30 protein-coding genes are annotated in these 20458 nt (G+C 56.3%); 17 read left to right on the forward strand and 13 right to left on the reverse strand.

Annotation, left to right across the window (positions count from 1 at the left end; translation table 11 throughout):
- Positions 1 to 9: 9 nt before the first annotated feature.
- Positions 10 to 603, reverse strand: coding sequence for a CGP-CTERM sorting domain-containing protein (locus E3E42_RS04530; RefSeq protein ID WP_167902964.1), 594 nt, complete (start codon positions 601 to 603; stop codon positions 10 to 12).
- A gap of 92 nt (positions 604 to 695) precedes the next feature.
- On the opposite strand from E3E42_RS04530, the gene E3E42_RS04535 reads away from it, so the two are divergent.
- The gene (locus tag E3E42_RS04535; RefSeq protein WP_167903176.1) at positions 696 to 1160 is read left to right on the forward strand and encodes a type IV pilus biogenesis/stability protein PilW; all 465 of its coding nucleotides are present in this window, start codon (positions 696 to 698) and stop codon (positions 1158 to 1160) included.
- Between the two features lie 103 nt (positions 1161 to 1263).
- Positions 1264 to 1521, forward strand: coding sequence for a membrane protein (locus E3E42_RS04540; RefSeq protein WP_014788068.1), 258 nt, complete (start codon positions 1264 to 1266; stop codon positions 1519 to 1521).
- A 1-nt stretch (position 1522) separates the two neighbouring features.
- Here the strand turns inward: E3E42_RS04540 and E3E42_RS04545 are convergent, their stop codons facing one another.
- A complete protein-coding gene (locus tag E3E42_RS04545) occupies positions 1523 to 1990 on the reverse strand; it encodes a YbhB/YbcL family Raf kinase inhibitor-like protein (protein WP_167903177.1) in 468 nt (155 codons plus the stop codon).
- A gap of 201 nt (positions 1991 to 2191) precedes the next feature.
- Between E3E42_RS04545 and E3E42_RS04550 the strand changes: the two genes are divergently transcribed.
- The 4 genes from E3E42_RS04550 to E3E42_RS04565 are packed head-to-tail and all read left to right on the forward strand — an operon-like array spanning position 2192 to position 4589.
- Positions 2192 to 2653, forward strand: coding sequence for a DUF2284 domain-containing protein (locus E3E42_RS04550; protein ID WP_167902965.1), 462 nt, complete (start codon positions 2192 to 2194; stop codon positions 2651 to 2653).
- Between the two features lie 10 nt (positions 2654 to 2663).
- Positions 2664 to 3119: a hypothetical protein gene (locus tag E3E42_RS04555; protein ID WP_167902966.1), complete on the forward strand. Its 456-nt coding sequence runs from the start codon at positions 2664 to 2666 to the stop codon at positions 3117 to 3119.
- Positions 3113 to 3595 carry a hypothetical protein gene (locus E3E42_RS04560; protein WP_014788072.1) on the forward strand — a complete coding sequence of 161 codons (483 nt, stop codon included), beginning with the start codon at positions 3113 to 3115 and terminating at the stop codon, positions 3593 to 3595. Before E3E42_RS04555 ends, E3E42_RS04560 begins: the two co-directional genes overlap by 7 nt.
- Positions 3582 to 4589 (forward strand): PIN domain-containing protein, encoded by a 1008-nt coding sequence (locus E3E42_RS04565; RefSeq protein ID WP_370519594.1) that lies wholly within the window; start codon positions 3582 to 3584, stop codon positions 4587 to 4589. Before E3E42_RS04560 ends, E3E42_RS04565 begins: the two co-directional genes overlap by 14 nt.
- On the opposite strand, the gene E3E42_RS04570 is transcribed toward E3E42_RS04565, so the two are convergent.
- The 5 genes from E3E42_RS04570 to E3E42_RS04590 all read right to left on the reverse strand — a co-directional run bounded on the left by E3E42_RS04570 (position 4582) and on the right by E3E42_RS04590 (position 8096).
- On the reverse strand, positions 4582 to 5904 hold the full coding sequence (locus tag E3E42_RS04570; RefSeq protein ID WP_167902968.1) for a RuvB-like helicase: 1323 nt from the start codon (positions 5902 to 5904) through the stop codon (positions 4582 to 4584). The genes E3E42_RS04565 and E3E42_RS04570 overlap by 8 nt on opposite strands.
- Positions 5905 to 6052: 148 nt before the next feature.
- Positions 6053 to 6493, reverse strand: coding sequence for a hypothetical protein (locus E3E42_RS04575; protein WP_167902969.1), 441 nt, complete (start codon positions 6491 to 6493; stop codon positions 6053 to 6055).
- Between the two features lie 9 nt (positions 6494 to 6502).
- Positions 6503 to 7264, reverse strand: a complete 762-nt coding sequence (locus E3E42_RS04580; protein WP_167902970.1) for a 7-carboxy-7-deazaguanine synthase QueE — start codon at positions 7262 to 7264, stop codon at positions 6503 to 6505.
- Between the two features lie 4 nt (positions 7265 to 7268).
- Positions 7269 to 7529: a hypothetical protein gene (locus E3E42_RS04585; protein WP_167902971.1), complete on the reverse strand. Its 261-nt coding sequence runs from the start codon at positions 7527 to 7529 to the stop codon at positions 7269 to 7271.
- A gap of 66 nt (positions 7530 to 7595) precedes the next feature.
- On the reverse strand, positions 7596 to 8096 hold the full coding sequence (locus E3E42_RS04590) for a hypothetical protein (protein ID WP_167903179.1): 501 nt from the start codon (positions 8094 to 8096) through the stop codon (positions 7596 to 7598).
- Positions 8097 to 8594: 498 nt separating this feature from the next.
- Here E3E42_RS04590 and E3E42_RS04595 point away from each other — a divergent pair, with 498 nt between their 5' ends.
- From E3E42_RS04595 to E3E42_RS04650, 11 genes are all read left to right on the forward strand, one after another.
- A complete protein-coding gene (locus E3E42_RS04595) occupies positions 8595 to 8855 on the forward strand; it encodes a 50S ribosomal protein L37ae (protein WP_014012168.1) in 261 nt (86 codons plus the stop codon).
- A gap of 34 nt (positions 8856 to 8889) precedes the next feature.
- Entirely contained in the window at positions 8890 to 9039 is a 150-nt protein-coding gene (locus tag E3E42_RS04600) for a DNA-directed RNA polymerase subunit P (protein ID WP_012571411.1), read from the forward strand.
- 53 nt (positions 9040 to 9092) lie between these two features.
- Positions 9093 to 9725: a ribosomal biogenesis protein gene (locus E3E42_RS04605; RefSeq protein WP_167903181.1), complete on the forward strand. Its 633-nt coding sequence runs from the start codon at positions 9093 to 9095 to the stop codon at positions 9723 to 9725.
- Positions 9677 to 9946, forward strand: a complete 270-nt coding sequence (pcc1, locus tag E3E42_RS04610; RefSeq protein ID WP_167902973.1) for a KEOPS complex subunit Pcc1 — start codon at positions 9677 to 9679, stop codon at positions 9944 to 9946. Before E3E42_RS04605 ends, pcc1 begins: the two co-directional genes overlap by 49 nt.
- 63 nt (positions 9947 to 10009) lie before the next feature.
- The gene (locus tag E3E42_RS04615; RefSeq protein WP_167773444.1) at positions 10010 to 10360 is read left to right on the forward strand and encodes a prefoldin subunit beta; all 351 of its coding nucleotides are present in this window, start codon (positions 10010 to 10012) and stop codon (positions 10358 to 10360) included.
- Positions 10361 to 10390: 30 nt separating this feature from the next.
- Positions 10391 to 10711: a DUF3194 domain-containing protein gene (locus tag E3E42_RS04620; protein WP_167902975.1), complete on the forward strand. Its 321-nt coding sequence runs from the start codon at positions 10391 to 10393 to the stop codon at positions 10709 to 10711.
- A 33-nt stretch (positions 10712 to 10744) separates the two neighbouring features.
- Positions 10745 to 11068 (forward strand): nucleotidyltransferase domain-containing protein, encoded by a 324-nt coding sequence (locus E3E42_RS04625; RefSeq protein WP_167902977.1) that lies wholly within the window; start codon positions 10745 to 10747, stop codon positions 11066 to 11068.
- A gap of 48 nt (positions 11069 to 11116) precedes the next feature.
- Positions 11117 to 12100: a bifunctional oligoribonuclease/PAP phosphatase NrnA gene (locus E3E42_RS04630; protein WP_167902978.1), complete on the forward strand. Its 984-nt coding sequence runs from the start codon at positions 11117 to 11119 to the stop codon at positions 12098 to 12100.
- Positions 12100 to 12426, forward strand: a complete 327-nt coding sequence (locus E3E42_RS04635) for a hypothetical protein (RefSeq protein WP_167902979.1) — start codon at positions 12100 to 12102, stop codon at positions 12424 to 12426. Before E3E42_RS04630 ends, E3E42_RS04635 begins: the two co-directional genes overlap by 1 nt.
- 1092 nt (positions 12427 to 13518) lie before the next feature.
- Complete coding sequence (locus tag E3E42_RS04645) at positions 13519 to 14244, forward strand: tRNA-binding protein (RefSeq protein WP_167903182.1); 726 nt, start codon at positions 13519 to 13521, stop codon at positions 14242 to 14244.
- Between the two features lie 173 nt (positions 14245 to 14417).
- Positions 14418 to 15422: a hypothetical protein gene (locus E3E42_RS04650; protein ID WP_206206004.1), complete on the forward strand. Its 1005-nt coding sequence runs from the start codon at positions 14418 to 14420 to the stop codon at positions 15420 to 15422.
- Positions 15423 to 15741: 319 nt separating this feature from the next.
- Here the strand turns inward: E3E42_RS04650 and E3E42_RS04655 are convergent, their stop codons facing one another.
- The 6 genes from E3E42_RS04655 to E3E42_RS04680 all read right to left on the reverse strand — a co-directional run bounded on the left by E3E42_RS04655 (position 15742) and on the right by E3E42_RS04680 (position 20439).
- On the reverse strand, positions 15742 to 17607 hold the full coding sequence (locus tag E3E42_RS04655) for an aldehyde ferredoxin oxidoreductase family protein (protein WP_167902981.1): 1866 nt from the start codon (positions 17605 to 17607) through the stop codon (positions 15742 to 15744).
- Positions 17607 to 18434, reverse strand: coding sequence for an aldo/keto reductase (locus tag E3E42_RS04660; RefSeq protein ID WP_167902982.1), 828 nt, complete (start codon positions 18432 to 18434; stop codon positions 17607 to 17609). Before E3E42_RS04660 ends, E3E42_RS04655 begins: the two co-directional genes overlap by 1 nt.
- An 83-nt stretch (positions 18435 to 18517) precedes the next feature.
- Positions 18518 to 18727 carry a hypothetical protein gene (locus tag E3E42_RS04665; protein WP_014788094.1) on the reverse strand — a complete coding sequence of 70 codons (210 nt, stop codon included), beginning with the start codon at positions 18725 to 18727 and terminating at the stop codon, positions 18518 to 18520.
- A 3-nt stretch (positions 18728 to 18730) separates the two neighbouring features.
- The gene (locus E3E42_RS04670) at positions 18731 to 19027 is read right to left on the reverse strand and encodes a winged helix-turn-helix domain-containing protein (protein ID WP_167903184.1); all 297 of its coding nucleotides are present in this window, start codon (positions 19025 to 19027) and stop codon (positions 18731 to 18733) included.
- 78 nt (positions 19028 to 19105) lie between these two features.
- Positions 19106 to 19804, reverse strand: coding sequence for a DUF2202 domain-containing protein (locus E3E42_RS04675; RefSeq protein ID WP_167902983.1), 699 nt, complete (start codon positions 19802 to 19804; stop codon positions 19106 to 19108).
- On the reverse strand, positions 19801 to 20439 hold the full coding sequence (locus E3E42_RS04680; RefSeq protein WP_167902984.1) for a translation initiation factor IF-2 N-terminal domain-containing protein: 639 nt from the start codon (positions 20437 to 20439) through the stop codon (positions 19801 to 19803). The genes E3E42_RS04675 and E3E42_RS04680 overlap by 4 nt, the downstream gene beginning before the upstream one ends.
- Between the last annotated feature and the right edge of the window lie 19 nt (positions 20440 to 20458).

The following is a 20458-nucleotide window of genomic DNA, read 5'->3' on the forward strand; positions in this document are numbered from 1 at the left end:
AACGAAAGGTCAGCGCCTCCGTTTACGGAGGACCAGGGGAATGACGGCAAGGGCGACCAGTATTCCGGGACCGCATATCCCGTTATCCGATGAACCCGTGGTGGTATTCATTGGTGTTGTGGTCGTCGTTACTGTCTCATCTGGGTTCCTGTGCTCAACGTAGATAACCTGAAGTTTCTGGATGATGGTTTCGTTTTTTATTATGTACGCCTTGCCCCCCATGACCAGGATGAGGCCGTCGTTCTCAATGGCGGCCTCCACTATCTTTGGCGCCGCGGAAACGTTGAATTCCCCCTCAACTATGGCCTTGAGTTCACCCTCGTAGGCTATACCTATAGCGGGCACTCCAGATATGCCGGTGTACCGGTACTGTTCCCCGAACAGTGCCTGGTTTTCGGTATTGTCCACCAGCTCGTAGTACGTCAGACTGTCGTTTCCGTAGACCCTCGGTATCTCCTCCTTCATTTTGCGGCAGTGGGGGCAGGTCTTTGCACCGTACATATAAAAGTCGAGCTTGTCCGGGTTCACCTGCCCCTCTGCAACGGCGTATGAAACCGTCGAGATTAACAGCATCCCGATAATAATCAAAACCAGCTTTCTCATTTTCTCACCCAAACCTTATTCCCGTGGGAAGTTATAAACCTTGGCCGCGGAAAGCTTAAATCCTCCGGGTTGCAAAATTTTTGGGGATGATCATGCAGGAGTGGTACCGCTCCAGGGCACTGTACGAGGCCGTTCAAAAGCTGGTGGAGTCAGGCAGGATCGATGAGGCTCTCGAAATGGCTGAGGGGATACCCGATGGCAACATACGATCGAAGGCGTTCTCACACATAGCCGTGGAGGTGGCAAAGTCGGGGAGGGATTATCACGAGGCGCTGGAGAGGGCAGTTAAGGCGGCCCTCGACATCGACAACCGCGACGAGAGCACAAAAGCCCTGATGAGCCTGGCCTTTGAGTTCCTGAACATGGGCAATCCGGAGGAAGCCCTCAGAATTTCCCGGTACATAACCGACCTCCCGAATAAGTCAAAGGTCGAGGCGGAGGTGGCGCTGGTCCTCGCCAAATCCGGCAAGGTGAGCGAGGCGATGGAGATAATCAACGGCATCATGGACGACGACGTCAAGACCTGGGCTATGTCGAGGCTCGCCAGCCAGCTTTAGCGCGAATCTGTATATTTTCTGCCGATTTCTCCAGAATTTTGACACCGGAGGGGCCACAAGACTTTTTTAAGCTTCCCCCCTCCAAGGAGGGAGGTGAGAAAAGGTGGAGAGCGGAGCGATAATCGGACTTATTGGAATGCTTCTCCTGGTCAGCTCATGGGTCCCGCAGACGATAGAGACCATAAAAACGAGGAAATGCCCCCTGAACATGCAGTTTATACTGATCTACGTCACCGCTTCGACGCTGCTAACTGTTTACTCCTACATCATAGGGGACTGGATATTCTTCGCCCTGAACTTCCTGGCGGCCTTCCAGAGCGCCATAAACCTCGTCGTGAAGCTGATGGAGAGGAAGGGGTAGCTCACTCCCTTCCGTACAGTCCCACCAGCTCCCCTATCTGGATCACGTGGCCCTCCATGGCCCTCTCCAGCTCTTTTCTGCTCGCTCCCGGATCAAGCTCGAGGACTGTGTCGAGGGCGTAAACCCTGAAGTGGTAGTGGTGCACCCCGTGACCCTTGGGCGGACACGGGCCACCGTAGCCGATCTTTCCGAAATCGTTCCTCCCCTGGACCATCTTCACAGGAGCATCAACGACGCCTTGGGGCGGAACGCCTTTGGGAATTTCCCCCAGCGGCGGTATGTTCCAGGCTATCCAGTGGGTGAAGGTTCCGCCGGGAGCGTCGGGGTCGTCCATTATGATGACGAGACTTTTAGCGTTCGGATCTATGTGCCCTATGAATATCGGGGGGTTCACGTTCTCACCGTCGCAGGTGAACTCGACGGGTATGTAGTCCCCGTTGTGAAACACCGAACCTATCTCAAGATCCATTTCTACCCCTCCATCGGGCTTTTTCTCAGCGGTACAGCCGGCAGTACCGGCAATAAAAACCAAGAGCAGCACCACCATCAACCTCTTCATATGCAGAAATTGATTTTCAAACGTAAAAACATTTCGGGACCAGACTTTTCAAAACTTCACTAGGCCGGGAATTGATTTTTAAAGATGTTGCCCATATTCTTTTGATGCCCCATGAAGGTGCTCTGGGAGAAGGAGATACCTGCGGAGAGCATAGTCGTCTCGCCGAGACCGGTCTGGAAGTGCCGGGCCTGTCCGATGTACGGAAGGAGGCCAAGCTGTCCGCCCCACGCTCCGGACTGGAGGGAAACCAGGGAGTGGGTGCGGCACTTCAGGAGGGCCCTGATAATCAAGTTCGAAATCGACATGGAGCGCTTCGAGGAGGAGAAGCGGGAGGCGATCCTCTACCTGCTCAGGCGCGAGGCCGAGCTCTTCAGGGAGGGGAAGCTCTACGCGATGGCGCTCTTTCCAGGCTCGTGCAACCTCTGCGACGACTGCCCCTTCGAGAGGGGGGAGCCGTGCAGGCTTCCAACGAAGGTCAGGCCGAGCATAGACGCTGTAGGGATTGAGATCGGAGAACTCGTCGGGATAGACTTCTCCGAAAGCGTTTTGTACGGGATGGTGCTAATTGAGTGAAGGTGGTAAGATGAGGGAAAACGTTTCACCCCCGCGCCTGAAATGGGGGATATCGCTCATCATGACGCTCGTCTACGCCTTCGGAGCCACGTGGTTCTACTACCTGCCGTCGAGGGGGGAGCCGGAACCGGACGTCACGTTCTGGGGACTGCTCGCCCAGTTCCTCGTTTTGAGCTTCCTGTTCTGGATAATCCTGATCCCGGAGAGAAGGTCAAGCAGGGCTCCCGATATGCTTATGCTCACGGTTCTAACCGTTCCAGCTGGAGTACTCGCGTCCCTGCTCTTCATCTTTGCGGTCACTTCCTTCGGGATTCACGAAACCTACGGCGCTGGCTACTTCGTCCTTGCCCTTGTGCCGTTTCTAATAGCCCACAAAACTGTGAAGAGGCGCATTTCCTGGATTCCATTTGCCCTTGCACTGGTTTATGGTCTCGTGGCGTACATATGGGGGAATATGCCATGGTGAAGGTGGCCTACATAACCCTTCTCGGCCGCTCCCCCTGGGCGGTCGTGAACACCTACTACAAGCTCCTGACGAGGGGCGGGAAGGCGGAGAGGATATACGTGTTCACCGAGGAGAGGTACAAGCACAACCTTCCAAAGGTGGTCTCGGCAATCAGGGCAATATCTGAGGCCTACAACCTCCACCCGAAGATAGAGACCGAGGTGGTGCCGGACTACGGGTTCTTCGTGGCGGACAGGAAGTTCAGGGAACTTTTCTCGAAGCTGGAGCGCGAGGGCTACCGCATGGGTCTGGACATAACCTCCGGCAGGAAGGCCCTCGTTGCAGCCGCCATAGTCCAGATAAAGGAGTTTCCGGTGTCCTTCATCGTCTACATGGGTCTCCTCGACACCGAGTTCCCGGACAGGCCCTACATGATGATTCCAACCCATCTCCAGCCGATAAAGAACTTCCTGGGTGATGAGAGTGAGGGAGATTAGCGAGGTCATCGAAAAGCCGGAGCTCCAGATACTTCTCAACGTCCTGGGGGAAATAAGGGTCAGCTATCCCCTCTACGGCCTTCCCCTGCTGAGGGCGAAGCCGACAGAAACCGGCTACCGCGTCGAGCTCACCGTGAGCAGGAGGGAGTTCAACGAGAGGGTCCCGGAAAGGCTCTCCAGCGAGCTTCCAACCTGGACCGACTTCTACGAGTGCTTCATATCCGCCGGAATAGTGAGGTACGCGAACATCGACGAGTTCCTCCAGAACCTTGAACTCTACGAGAGGCTCAAGAAGGGCGTCGCCTTCGCGCCCGACACCAACCTCTTCTACCACCGCTTCATCTCCGGGTTCAGACCCCTCGACGGGTACCAGATAGTCGTGGCCGAGGGGGTCAAGAAGGAGATAGAGAACGCGATGAACTACAAATACAGGCACAGGGAGCTGGAGGAGATAAGGCGCGAGGTGAGGAACGCGAGCCTGCTCAGGGAGTTCAGCAACAGGAGGACGAAGAGGAGCAGGAAGGCTGCCTACATAGCCCTCAAGGAGTTCGAGAGGCTGAAGGACAGGATAATAATAGCCGAGAGCGTTAAGGAGCCGGCCCACAACAACGACGAGATAATCGTCAAGTCCCTGAAGCACTACGACAACATGACGCCCACGCTTCTCGTCTTCCTCACCGCCGACATAGCGATAACCGATGTGGCCGAGATGGAAGGCCTGGAGTACTTCCTCTTCAGGTACCCCCGGCAGGAGATTGGAAGGCACGAGGTTTCGGCCTACCAGCTCAGGACGCTCCTCTTCAACCTCGCGGCCGTCTTCGGCGTCATAGAGGTGAACGGGATAACCGTCTTCGGCGAGTTCGGCGGCAAGCAGGGTCTCAACGAACTGAAGCTCGTCTTTCCGGCCGAGAACAGGGCCTACCACGAGTTCGAATTCCACCTCAAGCTGTCAAGGAAGCTGATGGAGATAATGGGGGGAAGGAAAATCAGCTGAGCATGCCCTCCAGCTTCTCCACGAACTCCATGCTCCTCCTGAGGTCGGCGAAGTAGTCCTTGGCCTTTTCGATGTGCTCCCTCTCCACCCTTCCGCCCCTCGCGAGGACGCTCGCCGGGGCGAGGAGCTGGACGGCGTAGCGGAGGCTGGTCTTCTCGCCCAGCTCGGCGAGGTACTCGATGGCCTCCTCGCTCACCTCTATCTTCTCCTCCTTCGCGCGAATCTTCACTATCTCCCGAATCTCCTCCTTCTTGTAGGGCTCGGTGTTGATTATGAGCAGCCTGTCGAGCATATCAATCGGTATTCCGTGCGGCGCCTCTATGTCTGTGCCCCTTATCTTCGTCCTTCCCCTGTTGGTGGCGAGGATAAGAATCGGCGCCAGCTCGCTCTCCATCGCCCTCGCGAGGAAGGAGAAGGCCTCGATGTCGAGCATGTGGACCTCGTCTATGAAGAGCACCCCCGGCACGAGCGTCGCCTTCCCCTCCTCTATCCACCCCTTGACGGTCTCATCAACGCGCTGCCTTATCTCGTCGCTTATCTCCATGCCCGTGCTGAAGAGCAGGCCGAAGATATTGCCGCGGGCGTTGGCAACGTCGAGGTCGTGGAGCGTAACGGTGTAGGTGAACTCCTTTATCTTGAGAACCGGTCCGCTGGGGAGGTTCACCTTGCGCTTGAAGAACAGTCCCTCTTCCTCCTTCGTGGTGCCTATCTTTGAAATCCTGCCCGTCTCGGCGTCTATCTGTATGACGTCGCCCTCCTCGACGCCCATCTCCATGAGCTGATAGGCTATCTCCCTGCCGGCCCTAATCGTCTTCTCGTCGTCCTTCGTGCGGAGGGTTATGACGACGCTCTCGGGGATTTCGACATAGGGGTTGAAGGGGTGCCTCGTCCTGTTGATTTTAATCTCCCTGACCTCGCCCTCGTAGACCTTCCTCTCCTCGCTGATTCTAACTCCAATCGCCCTCCTGAGGGCCTCCTTCAGGAACTCGGTCTTCTTGACCTCGGCCGAGTATATCTCGCTCCCCGCTATCTGGACGAAGGGCACGTCCTCGCCGAGCTCCCTCGCTATGCCCATGGCTATTGCCGTCTTACCGCTCCCGGTCGGACCGACGAGGAGGATTCCCTTGCCGGCGAGCTTGCCGCGCTTGATGAGTTCAACCGCTATCCCAGCGGCTTCCCTCGCCTTAACCTGCCCGACCATTCCGTCGGCCATGAACTTCGCCTTTCCGTTCTCGTCGAGACCGAGGCCCCTTATGTGGGAGTGCATGCCGACCCTCTCGAAGCTCCTGGGAGCCACTTCCTCTATCACCGGCATAACACCACCCCCTTAATCTTTCCGGGGGTTACTAAAAGATGTGGGCTTAAAAATTTGACGGAGGCTCAGGCCGTCGATCCCGGGCATCGTTCACCCCAAAGGCCAATGTCATCATCGCCATGGACCGTTTCGTCGGGAGCTTAAAAACTCACCTGTACCTGAGCCAGAAGTACAGGGAGGCGGTTCCGACCACGATGGAGACGGCGAGCAGGAAGACACCGACGAACCTTGCAACGGAAGAGTTCTCCCCCAGTGCCAGCCAGCCCATCAGCAGGCCCGCGGGAACGAGTAGCAAAACCGCTTTCTCGGATTTCCAGAAGAAGGCCTGTATCAGGAAAGCCCCGGCCAGAAGGTAGAGCGGGTTTCCATAGTTCAGGAACAGCAGGATTGGTAGGAGAACGCCGAGAATCAGATGGGCGTCTCCAGTGCGCTTCGACGGCCTTGAACGGTTAAGCTCCCGAACCCCCGCGAGGAGCACGAAGAACGCCGCCAGGAGAAGCGCGAGGGATAATCCGCCGCCCGAATTCTGGAAATACGCCGAGAGGGCCACGAGGAAGAAGGAGAGCACGATGAGTACCTCGCCCCTCACGCTCCCACCTCAGAGGACGTTGAGGTACTTGTGCACCTGGAAGCTCAGCCCGACGTTCTTTCTCCCCATAACCAGGGCCGCCTCGCGATAAAGGTTCATCAGTTTTTCCTGGCTTATCTCTATTGGCTCCCTCGGCTGGATTACGAGGGGAGCCAGGCCCTTCAGCAGCTCCGCGTACCAGCGGACGTTCTCGGGCCTCGTCTCGGACGTAACGACGAGCTTGGCGTAAACTTTGGCCCCGGCTTCCTTCAGAATCCTTATGCTCTCGACCTCGCGGAGAACCAATGAGCGCCAGTCTTCAGTTGCCCTAGCCGTCTCGTCCTTTATGTCCACGCTCGCGTAATCTGTGAGGCCGGCAACCTCCTTGACCAGTTCAGGAAGGCCGCCGTGCGTCTCCAGAAAGTTGTCGAAGCCGAGGCTTTTCATCTCCTCCATTAGAGCTTTAAGCGGTTTCACCTGAAGCGTCGGCTCGCCCCCGGTGTAGCTTATCGAGTGTATATCGCCGGTGTCGAGGCGGAGTATCGCTTCAACGACCTCACCGAGTGAAGCGGGGTTCGGCCTGTACTCGAACTTCCCGGTGAAGGCTTCAACCTCGCAGCGCCAGCGGAAAACGCGGGAGGCGTTGATGTACTCCCTGGAGTCGCAATAATTACAATGAAGGTCGCAGCCGGCAAAGCGGACGAAAATCTGCCTCCTGCCGAATGCTGAGCCTTCAACGCTTCCCCCTTCACCCTGCCAGCTGTTAAAGACCTCGGCCATTATCAGCTTCATCTTTTCACAGCCCCTCCACGTCGATGCCCTTAACCCTCTCGCTCACGTAGCCCTCGAGTATCTCGACCCTAACCTCGCGCTCCTCCCCCGTCAGGTCAGCCATCAGCTTGACGGCCCTCGCGTAATCCCACAATCTTCTCTTCGCCTCATCTGTGATCCTATCCGCCATGACTATTAGTTCCCCCTCCTCCGGCCTCGCACTGGCAAACTCGATGACCTTCCTGGCGTCCTCCTCGGTGAAGGTTCCCCTCTTCTTGAAGAGCAAGCGATCACCTCCATGTAACTGCACAATTCTGCATTTATTTAATTATGCAGTTAAGCAATTGAGCGCTTAGAGGTACCGCATCAGCAGTTCAACGGCCTCCTCGAATATCTCCCTGTCCCCTCCGTCGAGAACGCTCTCGAGGTAGTTGAGCGAGACGAGGTTGAGGATTATGTAGGCCGTGTTTCTGTCCAGGCCGAGTGAGTAGGCGTCGTAGTAAACGCGCTGCTCGCCGAGGGCCTCGTTGAGCATCTCGACGAAGTAGTTTATCTCCTCGACCGTCAGCTCGTCCCACCTGCTCTCCATCTCGTCGAAGTAACGCTCCATCGTGCGGAGCGTTTCAAGGTCGAGCTTCAACGTCCCCTCGAAGTAGGGAAACTCCCCGACGCGGAAGACCTTTATCCCCTCGTCGTCCTGGATTCCAACATAGTCCCACAGGAGAACGCCTTCTATGGGATTGTGGCCGTACTTGCTCGCCAGGTAGGAGAAGCGCTCCATCACCGCGTCCATATCCTCCAGGAACTCCTCCTCATCATGGAAGTGGATTATCCTGCTTATCGTTCCTGCCATGTCCTGCACCTATGGGAGAGTAGGGCCAACTGTTATAAGGTTTTATGCATAGGGACGAATGCCCGACGAGTATTGGGTTGCGATGACGTCGGGACCCCCAGGGGGGCGACAGCTCAAATGCCCCCCTTACAAACTTCGCCTGCGCGAAGTTTGATCAAGGTTCGTGATTCCTTTTGGAATGACTATCAAGAGTGGATTTCTTCGAGAGTTATCTTTGAGTGTGGATTCTCTCATAGAAATGCTTTTTTGGAAGGGTTCAAGTTTTTAGCGCTCCGTAGGAGCGCGGTTTAAGTGGAACCCGTGTGGGAAAAACTCCGTCTAGTGAATCCTCTTTCCAAGGACTAAATTGGGTGTTGAAATCCCTTTTCAAAGGAGCCTCGCAGAGGAATCACACTTTGATGAAACTTTGCCCGGCAAAGTTTCCAGGCAAAGGTTTATAAAACGTCCCCGGAAACACTCTCCAGTCGTGAAAACCGTTGATAATTAGGGGTGATGCTCATGGGAAGGACTACTAAGGTTGGTTCAGCTGGAAGGTACGGTCCCAGGTACGGTCTCAAGATTAGAAGAAGGGTCGCGGCCGTTGAGGCCAAGATGAAGCAGAAGCACGTCTGCCCGGTCTGCGGAAGGAAGGCTGTCAGGAGGATAAGCACCGGCATATGGCAGTGCCAGAAGTGCGGCGCCACCTTCGCCGGCGGTGCCTACCTGCCGACCACTCCGGCGGGAAAGGTCGCCAAGCGTGTCACGGCCTCCAAGGCCTGATTCCTTTCCTTTACCTGATTCCAGGGTGATAACTATGGTGATGGCAGTTTACCGCTGCGCGAAGTGTGGAAAGGAGGTCGAGCTCGACCTCGAGAACACCAGGGAAGTCCGCTGCCCCTACTGCGGCAGCAAGATACTCTACAAGCCCAGGCCGAGGGTGGCCAGGCGCGTAAAGGCGATCTGATTCTTTCGTTTCGAAAGCCTTTTATCGACCAAAGCGGGTTTTAAGTGAGGACCATGATGCTGATAACGACTTCCCACAGACCCACCAGAAGAACGAGGAGCTTCGGGCACGACCTGGAGAAAGTGTTCCCCAACTCCCTGTATCTGACCCGGGGAAAGAAGACGGTCCAGGACCTGCTCATGGAAGCCTACGATAGGAACTACGAGAGGCTTTTGATAGTCAACGTCTGGAAGGGCAACCCGCTTAAGATGACCTTCATCAAGGTCGACCCCGAGGACTGGGGGTACCTCGGCTATCTCTACCTCCACGGCATAAAGCTCCAGCGCGAGATCGGTTTCAGGGACGTAAGGCCGATACGGGAGGAGATGCCCCTCGTGGTGACCACCGCCAAGCGCGTTGGTCTCGACCACGTTGCCTTCGCCCAGGTTTTTGCAGAACTCACCGGAGGAGTGTTCGTCCCGAGGAAGGAGCGCTCGCTCCTCGGCATAGCCGACAGGTACAACACCGACGTCCTGAGCGTCATCGAGAGGCACCCGCGCGGGATGGCGGTCAACTTCTACCGCCTCGACGTCACGAATGAGAAGGCCGTCGGCCCGCTCATAAGCGTCAAGATATGGATAATGGAGGACGGGCGGAGATGGGACTACAAGGAAGCGATTCTGAAGCGTGGCCCATCGAAGGAGTGATCGAGCTCGCCTTTCCCGATGAGGAAACCGCGAGAATAGTTCATGAGAGCGTCCTCTACGAGCACGAGAGCGTGCCTTACCGGAGAAGCAGGATAGAGTTCCTCCGCGAGGGGAACAGGATAGTAATCCGCTTTCTCGCCAGGGACAACTCCGCCCTGCGCGGAACGCTGAACTCCTACCTCCGGTGGATAAAGGTGGCTATGGATTCCCTAGAAGTTTAGCCGAAACTATTTAAAGCCCGCCCCTTATTCTAACCCGGCATCGCGATTACGGAGGTGTTGTTAATGCAGAACATTCCACCCCAGGTTCAGGCCATGCTCGGTCAGCTTGAGAGCTACCAGCAGCAGCTCCAGCTCGTCATTCAGCAGAAGCAGAAGGTCCAGCTCGAGCTCACCGAGGCAAAGAAGGCCCTCGAAGAGATCGAGAAGGTCGATGATGGAGCTACCATATACAAGACCGTCGGAACGCTCATCGTCAAGACCGAGAAGGGCAAGGCCGTCGAGGAGCTGAAGGAGAAGGTCGAGACGCTGGAGGTCAGGCTCAACGCCCTCGAAAGGCAGGAGAAGAAGCTCAACGAGAAGCTCAAGGAACTCACCGCCCAGATACAGTCCGCCCTCAGGCCCACCGCGGGCTGACCTCTTCTCTTTTCCTTCGGGGTGAGAGCGATGGACGAGGGAAGCAGCGGAAGGAGGGTTATCCACATCGGTCTGCCGGAGCTGAGCGAGGAGCAGCTGATGGAGATAGGCGAGATCGCCCAGGAGACGGTGATAAAGCACGTCTTCGACACCCTCAACCGGAGCGACGTGAAGGACATCGAGGTGACGATGAGGATAAACCGCGACGAGACCCTCGACCTTGAGATAGAGGTTTACCTGGAGGTTCCGGTCTTCGTCAGGGTGGACGTCGATGGGCTGATAGAGGAGGCCGTCGAGAAGGCCTACGAGGCAGTTGAGAGGAAGCTGAGGGAGATTGCGGGTAAGGGTTAAATCCAGTTTTTAGTAAAACACGACGGTGGGAGCATGGACTACAGGAAGATCGCCGAGGCTTTTGCAAGGGACGCCAAGAAGTTGCTTGGAAAAGACCTCGTGGAGATAATCCTTTTTGGCTCAGTCGCGAGAGGGGAGGCCGGCGAGGAGAGTGATATAGACCTCCTCGTTATCGTTGAAGGTGATTCCTGGAAAAACCAGAGAAAGCTGGCCGATTTGGTGGTTGATTACCTTGTCAAATACGGCGTCTACGTTTCCCCCAAGGTGGTGAGCGTTGAGGAGTTTGAATTTATGAAAAGCATAAACTCCGCGTTCTACATTAACCTGAGGACGGAGGGAGTGACCCTTGGCCAGTGAAGTTGAGATACTGCTCAGGGACGCCCACGAGTTGCTGGAGGGGCTAAAATGAAGGGAAAACTCAAACTTAAACGCTTCCTTGAGCGCTCAGGGGGCAAGTCCTTCCTGCTTCTCTGCCACCACAACGCCGACCCCGACTCCCTCGGCTCGGCGATAGCCTTCGCCCTCTACCTCAAATCAATCGGGGTCGAGAGGATTAGAATAGGCGTCGCCCAGAGCGTCTCCTCCTACGCCAAGCGGCTTTTAGCGTTCTCCCCCGTTCCCGTTGAGAAGAACCCGGCGGTTGAGGAGGACGTGGTTGTAATCTTCGACACCTCCTCCCTCGAACAGCTCGAACCCATCGGGATCCCGCACGGTAAGGCCGTAATCGTCGTAGACCACCACTTAGAAAAGGAGAAGCCTATTAGGGCGGATATAGCGGTCGTTGATTCATCGCGCACCTCAACCGCCGAGATAGTCTGGGAGCTGTTCAAATACTTCGGCTTCTACGACGAGACCGCCGTTAAAGCCCTCCTGGCGGGAATAGTCACCGACACCGCCAACTTCCGCTTCGCCAACGCGAGGACCTTCAAAGCGGTAAGTGAGATGCTGGAGCGCTTCCCGGTTCAGATGGGCGAGATTTTCCAGCTTGTAGCCCCTGTCAGCGACGAGAACATCGACCAGGCGAAGCGCATGGCGGTCTTAAAGGCCTGCCAGAGAATGGAGATAAGGAAGTTCAGGAGGTACATCATTGCCGTCTCGAAGGTTTCCGCCTACGAGTCGCTCGCCTGCAAGGTCTTCCTCCAGCTCGGGGCTGATATAGCGGTTGTGGGGAGCGAGAAGAAGGGAGTGAGGATTTCGGCGAGGGCAAAGGAGAGTCTCGTCAAGAAGGGCCTCCACCTCGGTAAAATCATGGAGAAGGTCGGACCGGTGATAGAGGGCTCAGGTGGTGGACACGCGGGAGCGGCCGGGGCGAACGGAAAGGGGAACCTTGATGAAGGGATCAAGCTAATCCTGAAGGAGATAGAGAGGTTTTTGAGGGAGGTGGACTGATGGCGAAGTGCCCGCTCTGCGGAACGGCCCTTGACTGGGGGGAGCTGATCGAGCAGATGCTCGCCCTTGAGGACGCTGAGGGGCTTTTCAAGGACCGTGAACGGTTCATGGCGACCTTCGAGTCCTTTGTCTTCAGGTGCCCCCACTGCGGCGAGGAGTTCTACGGGAAAAATCTGCCGGCGAGAGAAGCGGAGAAGGTGTTTGCACTGCTCAACGAGTTTAAAGGCTCCATAGACTGGGAAAACCGGAAGGTTCGCCTGAGGCTCAACAGCCTTCTGGCGCTCGACACGATGCTTGAGAACTGGGACAGGAAGGTCAAGGGTTAGCGATAGCCTTTTTTACTTTCGTCCCCTATTTTCACCGGCTGGTGGTTCTCGTGGAGGCCGTGGAGCTTTACCTATCAAGGGGGGACTATAAGAACGCATTGAGGAACGCGCTGAATGTTGAGGATCGGATAAAACGCCTGATAGCCCTGACCGAAGTCCTGACGGCCTTTCCGCGGGACGAAGTTTTGAGTCATATGCTCGATGCTCTGGAATCCACTGGTGGTGCACCCGAGAGGGCCCTGGCATATTCAATCCTCGGAAGGGCGCTCTACACGCTTGACAGGGATCGGGACGCCGAGACGTACTTCGAGAATGCTATTGTCATGGCGAGGAGCATAGACTCGCCGAGGGTCCGGGGGGAGGTTCTGGCGGGAATAGCGAGGAACCTCGTCCTTTCCGACCGTTACAGGGACGGACTGGAGCTGTTCAGGGAGGCCGTTGAGCTGCTCCAGGCTTCTCGGGGACTGTCATCGGCGGCCACTTCATCGCTCATAAAGGTCGCCCGGCTAATTGAGAAGAGCGCCGACGAGATACCCAACGAGATTGCACTGGAGTTCTGCGGGCTGGCCAGGGACGTTTACGCCTCTATATTCTTCAAACTTCAGGCGAAGTACATAGAAGACAAAATGGAGCTTATCAAAGACGTTCTCAAGAGGGGCAAGGTAGCGGTGGAGGAGCTCCTTGAAAGGGGAGAAGTCGAGCCGGCCATCTCCATGATGCGCTTCCTCCCCCTGGAGGGGAGGGCCATAGCAATGCTTGAGCTGGCCTACTGGCTCTACCTGCACGAGCAGCCCAGGCTCGGCAGGAGGGTCTTTGACGACGTCCTTGAGATAGTCTTCGTCGGAAAGTTCAGGCCGACCGACAGGGAGCTGGGGGGAATAGCAAGGCGCTTCCTGCGCATAGGCTTCCTGGAGGAGCCGCTGATTCTGGCGGGCGTTATCAAGGACGATAAAATCGCGTCGGAACTTCTCGGCGAGGTGGCCTTGGCCTACGCCCGCTGGGGCGACAAGGCCAGGGCACGCTCGATAGCCGAGGGAATAAGGGACGAAAGCGTTAAGAACCGCGTTTTAGAGGCACTGGAGGGTGAGAGCTATGTGGGACACGAGCAAGGACTACCGCTTACTGGTGGCGGAGAAATCGGTGGAGCTGTTCCTGAAGACGGTAGAGGGCGCGAAGTTCAAGGGGAAGTGGAACAAGAAGGGAGCGATTCAGCTGGCGAAGGAGATGATTCCCGAGATACAGGCGATGAGGTACAGCTACGTGGAGCCGAAGGAGCTGATTGAGACACCGCAGATGAAGGCACTGAAGGAGAAGGCCAGCGGTATAATCGAGGCCCTCGGTGGAGAGGACTGGCACCACAAGTTCATCAGCCTGGCGGACAAGAGCGAGCGCGAGAAGGTCGAGGAGCAGGTTGCAAAGGTCCGCTTCTTCCTGAACACCATCCTCGGCCTTGACAAGCGCCTCGCCCTCGGGAAGATAAACGACCCGGTCATAGCCGTTGACATAAAGGTCGGCGAGGTTATGAGCGTAGGGAAGCACCCAAACGCAGACAGGCTTCTCGTCACCAACGTGAACATCGGCGACAGAGCCATTACCGTTGTTACGAACGACCTGAGCGTTAAAGAAGGGAACCGCGTGGCCGTCGCTCTGCTCCCGCCGGCCAACTTCCGCGGAATAGTGAGCGAGGGCATGTTCCTGGGAGCGGGAGAGGGAGTTCTCAAGGACGTGAAGGGAGAAGTCGGCGGACTGCCGAAGGGTGTCCCGCTGGAGGCCTTCAACGAGACGAGAAATCTCGTGGAGGCGTTTTTGAAGGGCTGATCTTTCGCTTTTTGTTCGGATGTATTCACTAAATTACTCGATTACTCTCCTTTCTTTTGGTCTGTTCCCATTATAAAACTCACTAAATAAATTCATACTCGAAAAAAGAAAGGAGCTCTACGAATAGCAGAAGGAAAACTTCATATAGGGTAAATTATGATAGCTCCTCGGAGGTGAAGCACTTGAAGCGGAAGTTTCTGCTGGCAGTCCTCCTCGGACTGCTGGTGATGGGGGCGACTACGGGGAGTGTCCCTGAGGAGGTACAAAAGCCCATCCATCCAATTCTGCCATCCCAACCTCTGACAAAAGCTTTCACAGGTCCCAACGCACAAATTCAAGCCCGTGCTTTTCTTAAGGGACTCCCGGTAACACTTACTTTAAACTTCGACACCATGAATAACATAACTTTCATTGGAATAGCCCTGAGACCAGCAGGTAATGGGACGTACATTCCTGCATATTACATAGTTCAAGGGGCAAAGCCTTGGGAATATTCTCTCATTCAGAGAAAGTTTACAGAATTTGCGGAAGGTCACTTTAGGGCTCAGGTTTCGGACATTAAAATTGCATCGAGCATCGAACCCAACGTAAACTGGAACTATGCCGGGAGTATTGACTATATAACTCATACTGTCTCCTATCTCGGACAGAGCGGGTATCTTGAATTTAAGGGGTTCTATTATTATTGCGTGATTGACCAGAATACTATTGAGTACTATGCCCAAACAAAGCTTCGTGGGGATGTATCCTCATCAGCGGTTGCAGTTAAGGATCTTGACCTCCACGTAAGTCGAGGGCACACACATGAGATAATAGACGATTTCCTTCCGGACGGACACGTTGGATCATATTCCGTAAACACAAACGATGGTTACTACTTTAGGATTGATACCCACACTGCAGATCCTAACAGCTACGTGGATTTCCATGCATATGACTTCAAGAAAAAATCTTGGTGGAGGGACCCTCCCGCGTGGGGTCGTTCTTTCTACATGAAAACGGCCACTACCATGAAAACCACATCAACAGCTACCACTACGTATTTCGGTGTCTTCAAATACAGGGTAAGTGGAGAGTTCTATTTCAAAACCCCCGACTATACAGTAATAACAAAATCACCCAAAGACATAGACGTTTCAGTATCTGTCTACCCACCCCATACTGTGTTTCACGGTTAATACCCTGAATGCCTGCCTCTATTTTTTGTATTCCGAGGGTCCAGCTACCCATTCTCTCTATCATCCTCTACGGGCTCCTCTTCATTCTACCCGGGAGATTGCCTTTCCCCCTCTACGCCCTTTTTTATTCCATAGTTTTTACCTTTCAGGCCGCCGCCGTGTTTGATGGGCTGGGCGTTGATGCGCACTTACCCGGGTCCCTGGAGCTGGTGAGCTGGCCTACTCCTCCCTGATTGGCACGCTGATGGCATCTGTTCCGCTCGTACTGATAAGGGCGAAAAGGGGAATAACAGGGCCGATTCTCTGCTCTTCGCATGGTTCAATCCCGCCCGAACTCCATTCTCTTCCTCACGACCTCCAGCGCCCTCTCCGCATCTCCCCTGAACTCTCCGTAGCCGAGTTCCTCCATCGTCTCGGGCAGGGGGACGCCAAGCTCCTCGTGCCAGCCCCTGAGCCTGTAGAACTCCCTCCTTGCCTCAAGGAAGTCGTTGTGGTCAATGAAAGCTTTGTTGCCCTCCGCCGGCCCGTCCGGCTCCGGCTCCCACCAGCGCGGCGGAATTACGTCGTCGAGCGGCGGCGTGACCCAGTCGAGGGCGTCGTGTATCCGCGCGATGCTCTCAACCGCTTGGGCGACCTTCCTGAGCTCCTCCACTGTCCACTCCTCGCCCGTCGCGAGGGAGTAGAACCTGGCCAGGTCTTCCATCTTGTAGGACACGAACTTGCAGGTTCCGAGCATGTCGGTGATGTAGCTCTCGTCCCTCGCCTCGATGAGCGAGGGCACCAGTTCCTTCGCAGGCCCCTGGTTCGGAAGCTGGTGGGGCCTCGGCCAGCCGCGGAGGTGGCTCGCTCCGACGTCTGCCGTGGCGTAGCTTAAAGCGTAGGTTCTCCTTCCGCGCGGGTCCCAGGCGGGGCTTTCCATGCCCTTGACGTGTACCGCGAACTCGCAACCCCTGCCGAGCCTCTCGCAGGCCCTCTTCACACCGTCCGCCAGAACCGCGCCGATGCCTTTCCTTTCGGCCATCAGCCTTATTAGCCTCTCCTCGGCCTCCTCGTCGCCCCAGCCTTTAACGGGGAAGCCTATCTCCTCCTCTCCGACGAGACCGCGCTCGACCATCTCGAAGAGCCATCCGAGGGTGTTGCCGGTAGCTATGCTGTCAAGCCCGAGGTCGTTCACCAGCCAGTTGAAGTACGCAACGGCTGGAAAGTTGAAGACCCCTGTGGCAGCGCCGAGCATCGCTATGCTCTCGTACTCGGGCTTGACGCGGATTTTTCTCCCCCTGTATTCCACCTCGACGTAGCGGGCGCACTTTATCGGACAGCTCTTGCCGTGGACGAACCACTCAGGGGTTACCTCGTACTTCTTCACCTCGTCTCCAGCCAGTTTGCTCGCCAGTTCGTCAGGTATGTGGGGCCTTGAGAAGTTGTAGGCCGGGCTCATGCCGAGGGAAGCTGAGCTCCTTAACCCATCGCTCGTGCCGTAGTTCCTGCTGTGCTCGTACTTGGGGTCGGTGACGAAGTGGTCGTAGAACTCCCGCCAGAGCCTCTGGAACTCTTCCGGCTCCGCAACCCCGGGTTTTTCACCTGGCTCGACGGCAACCGCTTTGACCTTCTTGCTCCCGAGGACTGCACCGAGGCCGCCCCTGCCGCTGGCCCTCTCGGTGTCGTAGATGACGTTGGCTATCCTGCTCAGCCTCTCCCCGGCGGGGCCTATCGAGGCTATACTCGCCTTCGGGTGCTCCTTCCACAGCTTCCCGGCAACCTCGTAGTTGCCCTTCCCCCAGAGATGCTTCGCGTCCCTGATCTCGACTTCGCCATCGCTCACGTAGAGGTAAACCGGCTCCTCGGCCTTTCCCTCTATGACCAGCGCATCAAAGTGACCCTTGAGCTTGGGCCCGAAGGCGTCCCCGCCGCTGGAGTCGCTTATCAAGCGCGTTTCGGGGCTCTTGCTCACCGCTATGACCTTGCTCGAACCCGGAATGAGGCCGGTTAATCCGCCGGGGGCGAAGACGAACTTGTTCGCTTCGCTCAGCGGGTCGGTCCCCGGGGGAACCTCGCGGTAGATCAGGTAGTAGCCGAGGCCCTTCCCGCCGATGAACTTCCTTATGACCTCATCGGGGAGTTCCTCGTAGCTGACCTTCCCAGTGGTCAGGTTCACGCGCGCTAGCCTGTTCTTGTATCCGAACATCAGACACACCCCCTCGCTTTCTCCCTGTCTTCCTTACTCAGCCTCCAGCCCATCACCCCGGAGTTTTCCTCTACGTGCTCCTTTCTCCCCGCCTTGGGAATCGCGATAACGTTCTCCTCCCAGATGAGGTAGTTGAGCGCGACCTGAGAAGCCGTTTTACCGTACCTCCTCCCTATCTCCGCCAGGCAGGGGTTCCTCGCGAGGAAGCCCTTCTCAAGGGGCGTGTAGGCTATAAGGGCAATCTTCTCCCGCTTCATGTAGTCGAGCAGGCCGCTCGTTTCGGGCCAGCGGTCCCTGAGCGAGTACTTCACCTCGTTGGCGACTATCTCGTACCTCTTCATGGCCTCTTGGGAGCGTTTGAGTAACTCAAGGTCGAAGTTGCTCACACCGATGTACCTTATCAGCCCCTCATCGACCAGCTCCTCCAGCGCGTGGAGCGTCTCCTCTATCTTCCTCCAGCTATCCCCGGGCCAGTGGAGGAGGTATAGGTCTATGTAGGTGCCGAGCCGCTTTGCGCTCGCCCTCGCGGCCCTTTTCGCCTCGCTGTAACCGAAGTGGCTCGGCCAGACCTTGCTGATTATGAAAAGCTCCTCCCTGTCGAAGCCCCTGATTGCCCTCCCGACGAGCTCCTCGGAATGGCCTGCCCCGTAGAACTCGGCCGTGTCGATGAGGTTGATCCCCAGCTCAAGGCCGTGCCTCAGAACCTCGACGCTCTCATCGTCTCTGGAGTAGTCGGGGCTCTCGTAGCCGCCTATACCCCAAGTTCCCAGACCGATGGCCGTTACCCTATCATCGCCGATAACCTTCAGATCCCTAAAAGCGCTCAAGCTATCACCTAATAAACAGAAGCGCTTAATCCCTTTTAAGGTTTCGGTCTGAACGCTAAAATGTGGGGTACAAAAGTGGGGAATCAGACTTCCTCAAGCTTTTTCTTAACCTCCTCTGTGTTTCTCCTCGTCTCCTCAAGGGCGCTCTTCAGCTTCTCGAGCTCGACCTTGAACTCGCCCAGGGTCTTGTTCACCTGGTAGAACGCGAATATGAGCACGACGAGGATTATCAGGCCCAGGATTATGCTTATCCACCCGCTCGGGGTTGTCATTGGCTCACCTCCCCACGGCATTTATTACACCTCCTCCAGCTTCTTCAACAGCTCGTTGTCGATGACTATCCTGAACTGCTTCGCGCGGTAGTATTTCTTCGCCCTCGGGTCGCCAGGCTCGAGGCGGAGCTCACTCTCCACCAGCGCGGCCTTTTCGAGCTTCTTGAGGTGGAGATAGAGGAGCTGCCTTGATATGCCCAGTTCCTTGGCCAGCTCGTAGACGTACCACTCCTTTTCGCAGAGCATCTTGAGTATCCTGACCCTCACGGGATTGCCGAGGGCTTCGCCCACCTTCACGAGCTCCTCGATCGTCTGTACCATGGCTATCACTCTTGACCACTGTGTAATCGAAGCACCAAATAAAAATCAGGAAAGGAAGGGATAAAAAGGTTTCCGGTCTCAGCGGCCCACTATGCTGAAGTACTCCTCCTGGCTCAGAACCTGGGGGGAATAGGTTACGTCGTACCGGTTCTCTAGCAGCCTCGTGAAGGCCCTGAGGTGGTTCTCGCTGCCCGTCATGAGGCTCTCGAAGACCGCCTTTACGTCCTCGTTGTCGGTTCTCTTCAGCCACTCCTCAAGGTCCTTGATGTCTATCTCCTCTATCAGCGCGCCGACCTCGAGGGCCTCAACCTCGTTCGCACTTCCCTTGGAGACCAGCTCTTCGTAGAGGTTCTGCATCTCGGTACTGTTGAACTCCCCGACGCCCATTCCCTCCACCGGGTCGGTGAGGTTGTACTTCTCTATGAGCGAGAGCACCATATCCATGTGGGTCTGTTCGCTCTTCGCTATGTTCTGGAACACCGGAAGTCCAGTCTTATTGTACAGCACGAGGTAGACGTCTCTGGCGAGCTTCTCCTCCTCTCGCATGTAGAGTATGGCGTCGATTTCGTCTTGGCTCAGCTCTTGATAGGGCATCGCCGAGACGTTGGGAACTTCCGAGTAGCCGTCCCCAGGGATTCCACCGTACCCCCTGTCCTCGGGAGGTCCTCCGCTGGGGGAGACCGTCGTAGTTTCCATCGTTGAGTCCCCCGTTATACAACCAGCACCCAATACCGCGAGTAGGAGCAGGCCAGCTACCAGGATGCCCAGCTTCTTCACCCCTCTTCACCCCTCAGCTCGGTTATTATCTCCTCGAGCATCGCCTTGAACTCCTCCCTATCAAGGTCATATTCATACTCTATTTCGGCTAGGGTGTCGTTGGCGCTAGCTTCTATCCCACGCTCCTTTAGCTGTTCCAGCAGATCAGTAACCGGGACGTTGAACTCCTGGGCGAGCTGCTCAAAGGTGTAGTACTTCATCATCGTGCCCGTTATGTACACAGTGGTGTTGTCCTCGTAGGAATAGTCCTCGTAAGTGTAGTCGGTGCTCTCCTCCTCTTCCTCCACGACGTACGTTGCAAAGGCCTGGTAGCCAGCGGCGAGCAGGAGCAGTGGAATCACGAAGGCCGCGGCCACCTTGAACCTGGATCCCCTGAAAGCTGACTTCAGCATCACCCCCATGCTCTTCAGGCCTATCGCCAGGTGTATCGACACCAGGCCCGCCATGACGAAGCCGAAGTAGGTGTGGACGTTGGTGAGTGTGTCCTTGTCCATGCCCAGGAAGGTCCAGCCGATGGTATCGGCGATTCTGCCGCTGGGTGCAAGGTACAGCCCGATTCCGGTCACCAGCACTACGACGAACACGACCGTCAGCAGGAGGTCGATGACACCCCTGACGAGGGCCGAGGCCCTCATTCTCCCACCTCCGGTGGGC

This window comes from Thermococcus sp. JdF3 (assembly GCF_012027495.1).
In the GTDB taxonomy this organism is placed as follows: Archaea; Methanobacteriota_B; Thermococci; order Thermococcales; family Thermococcaceae; genus Thermococcus.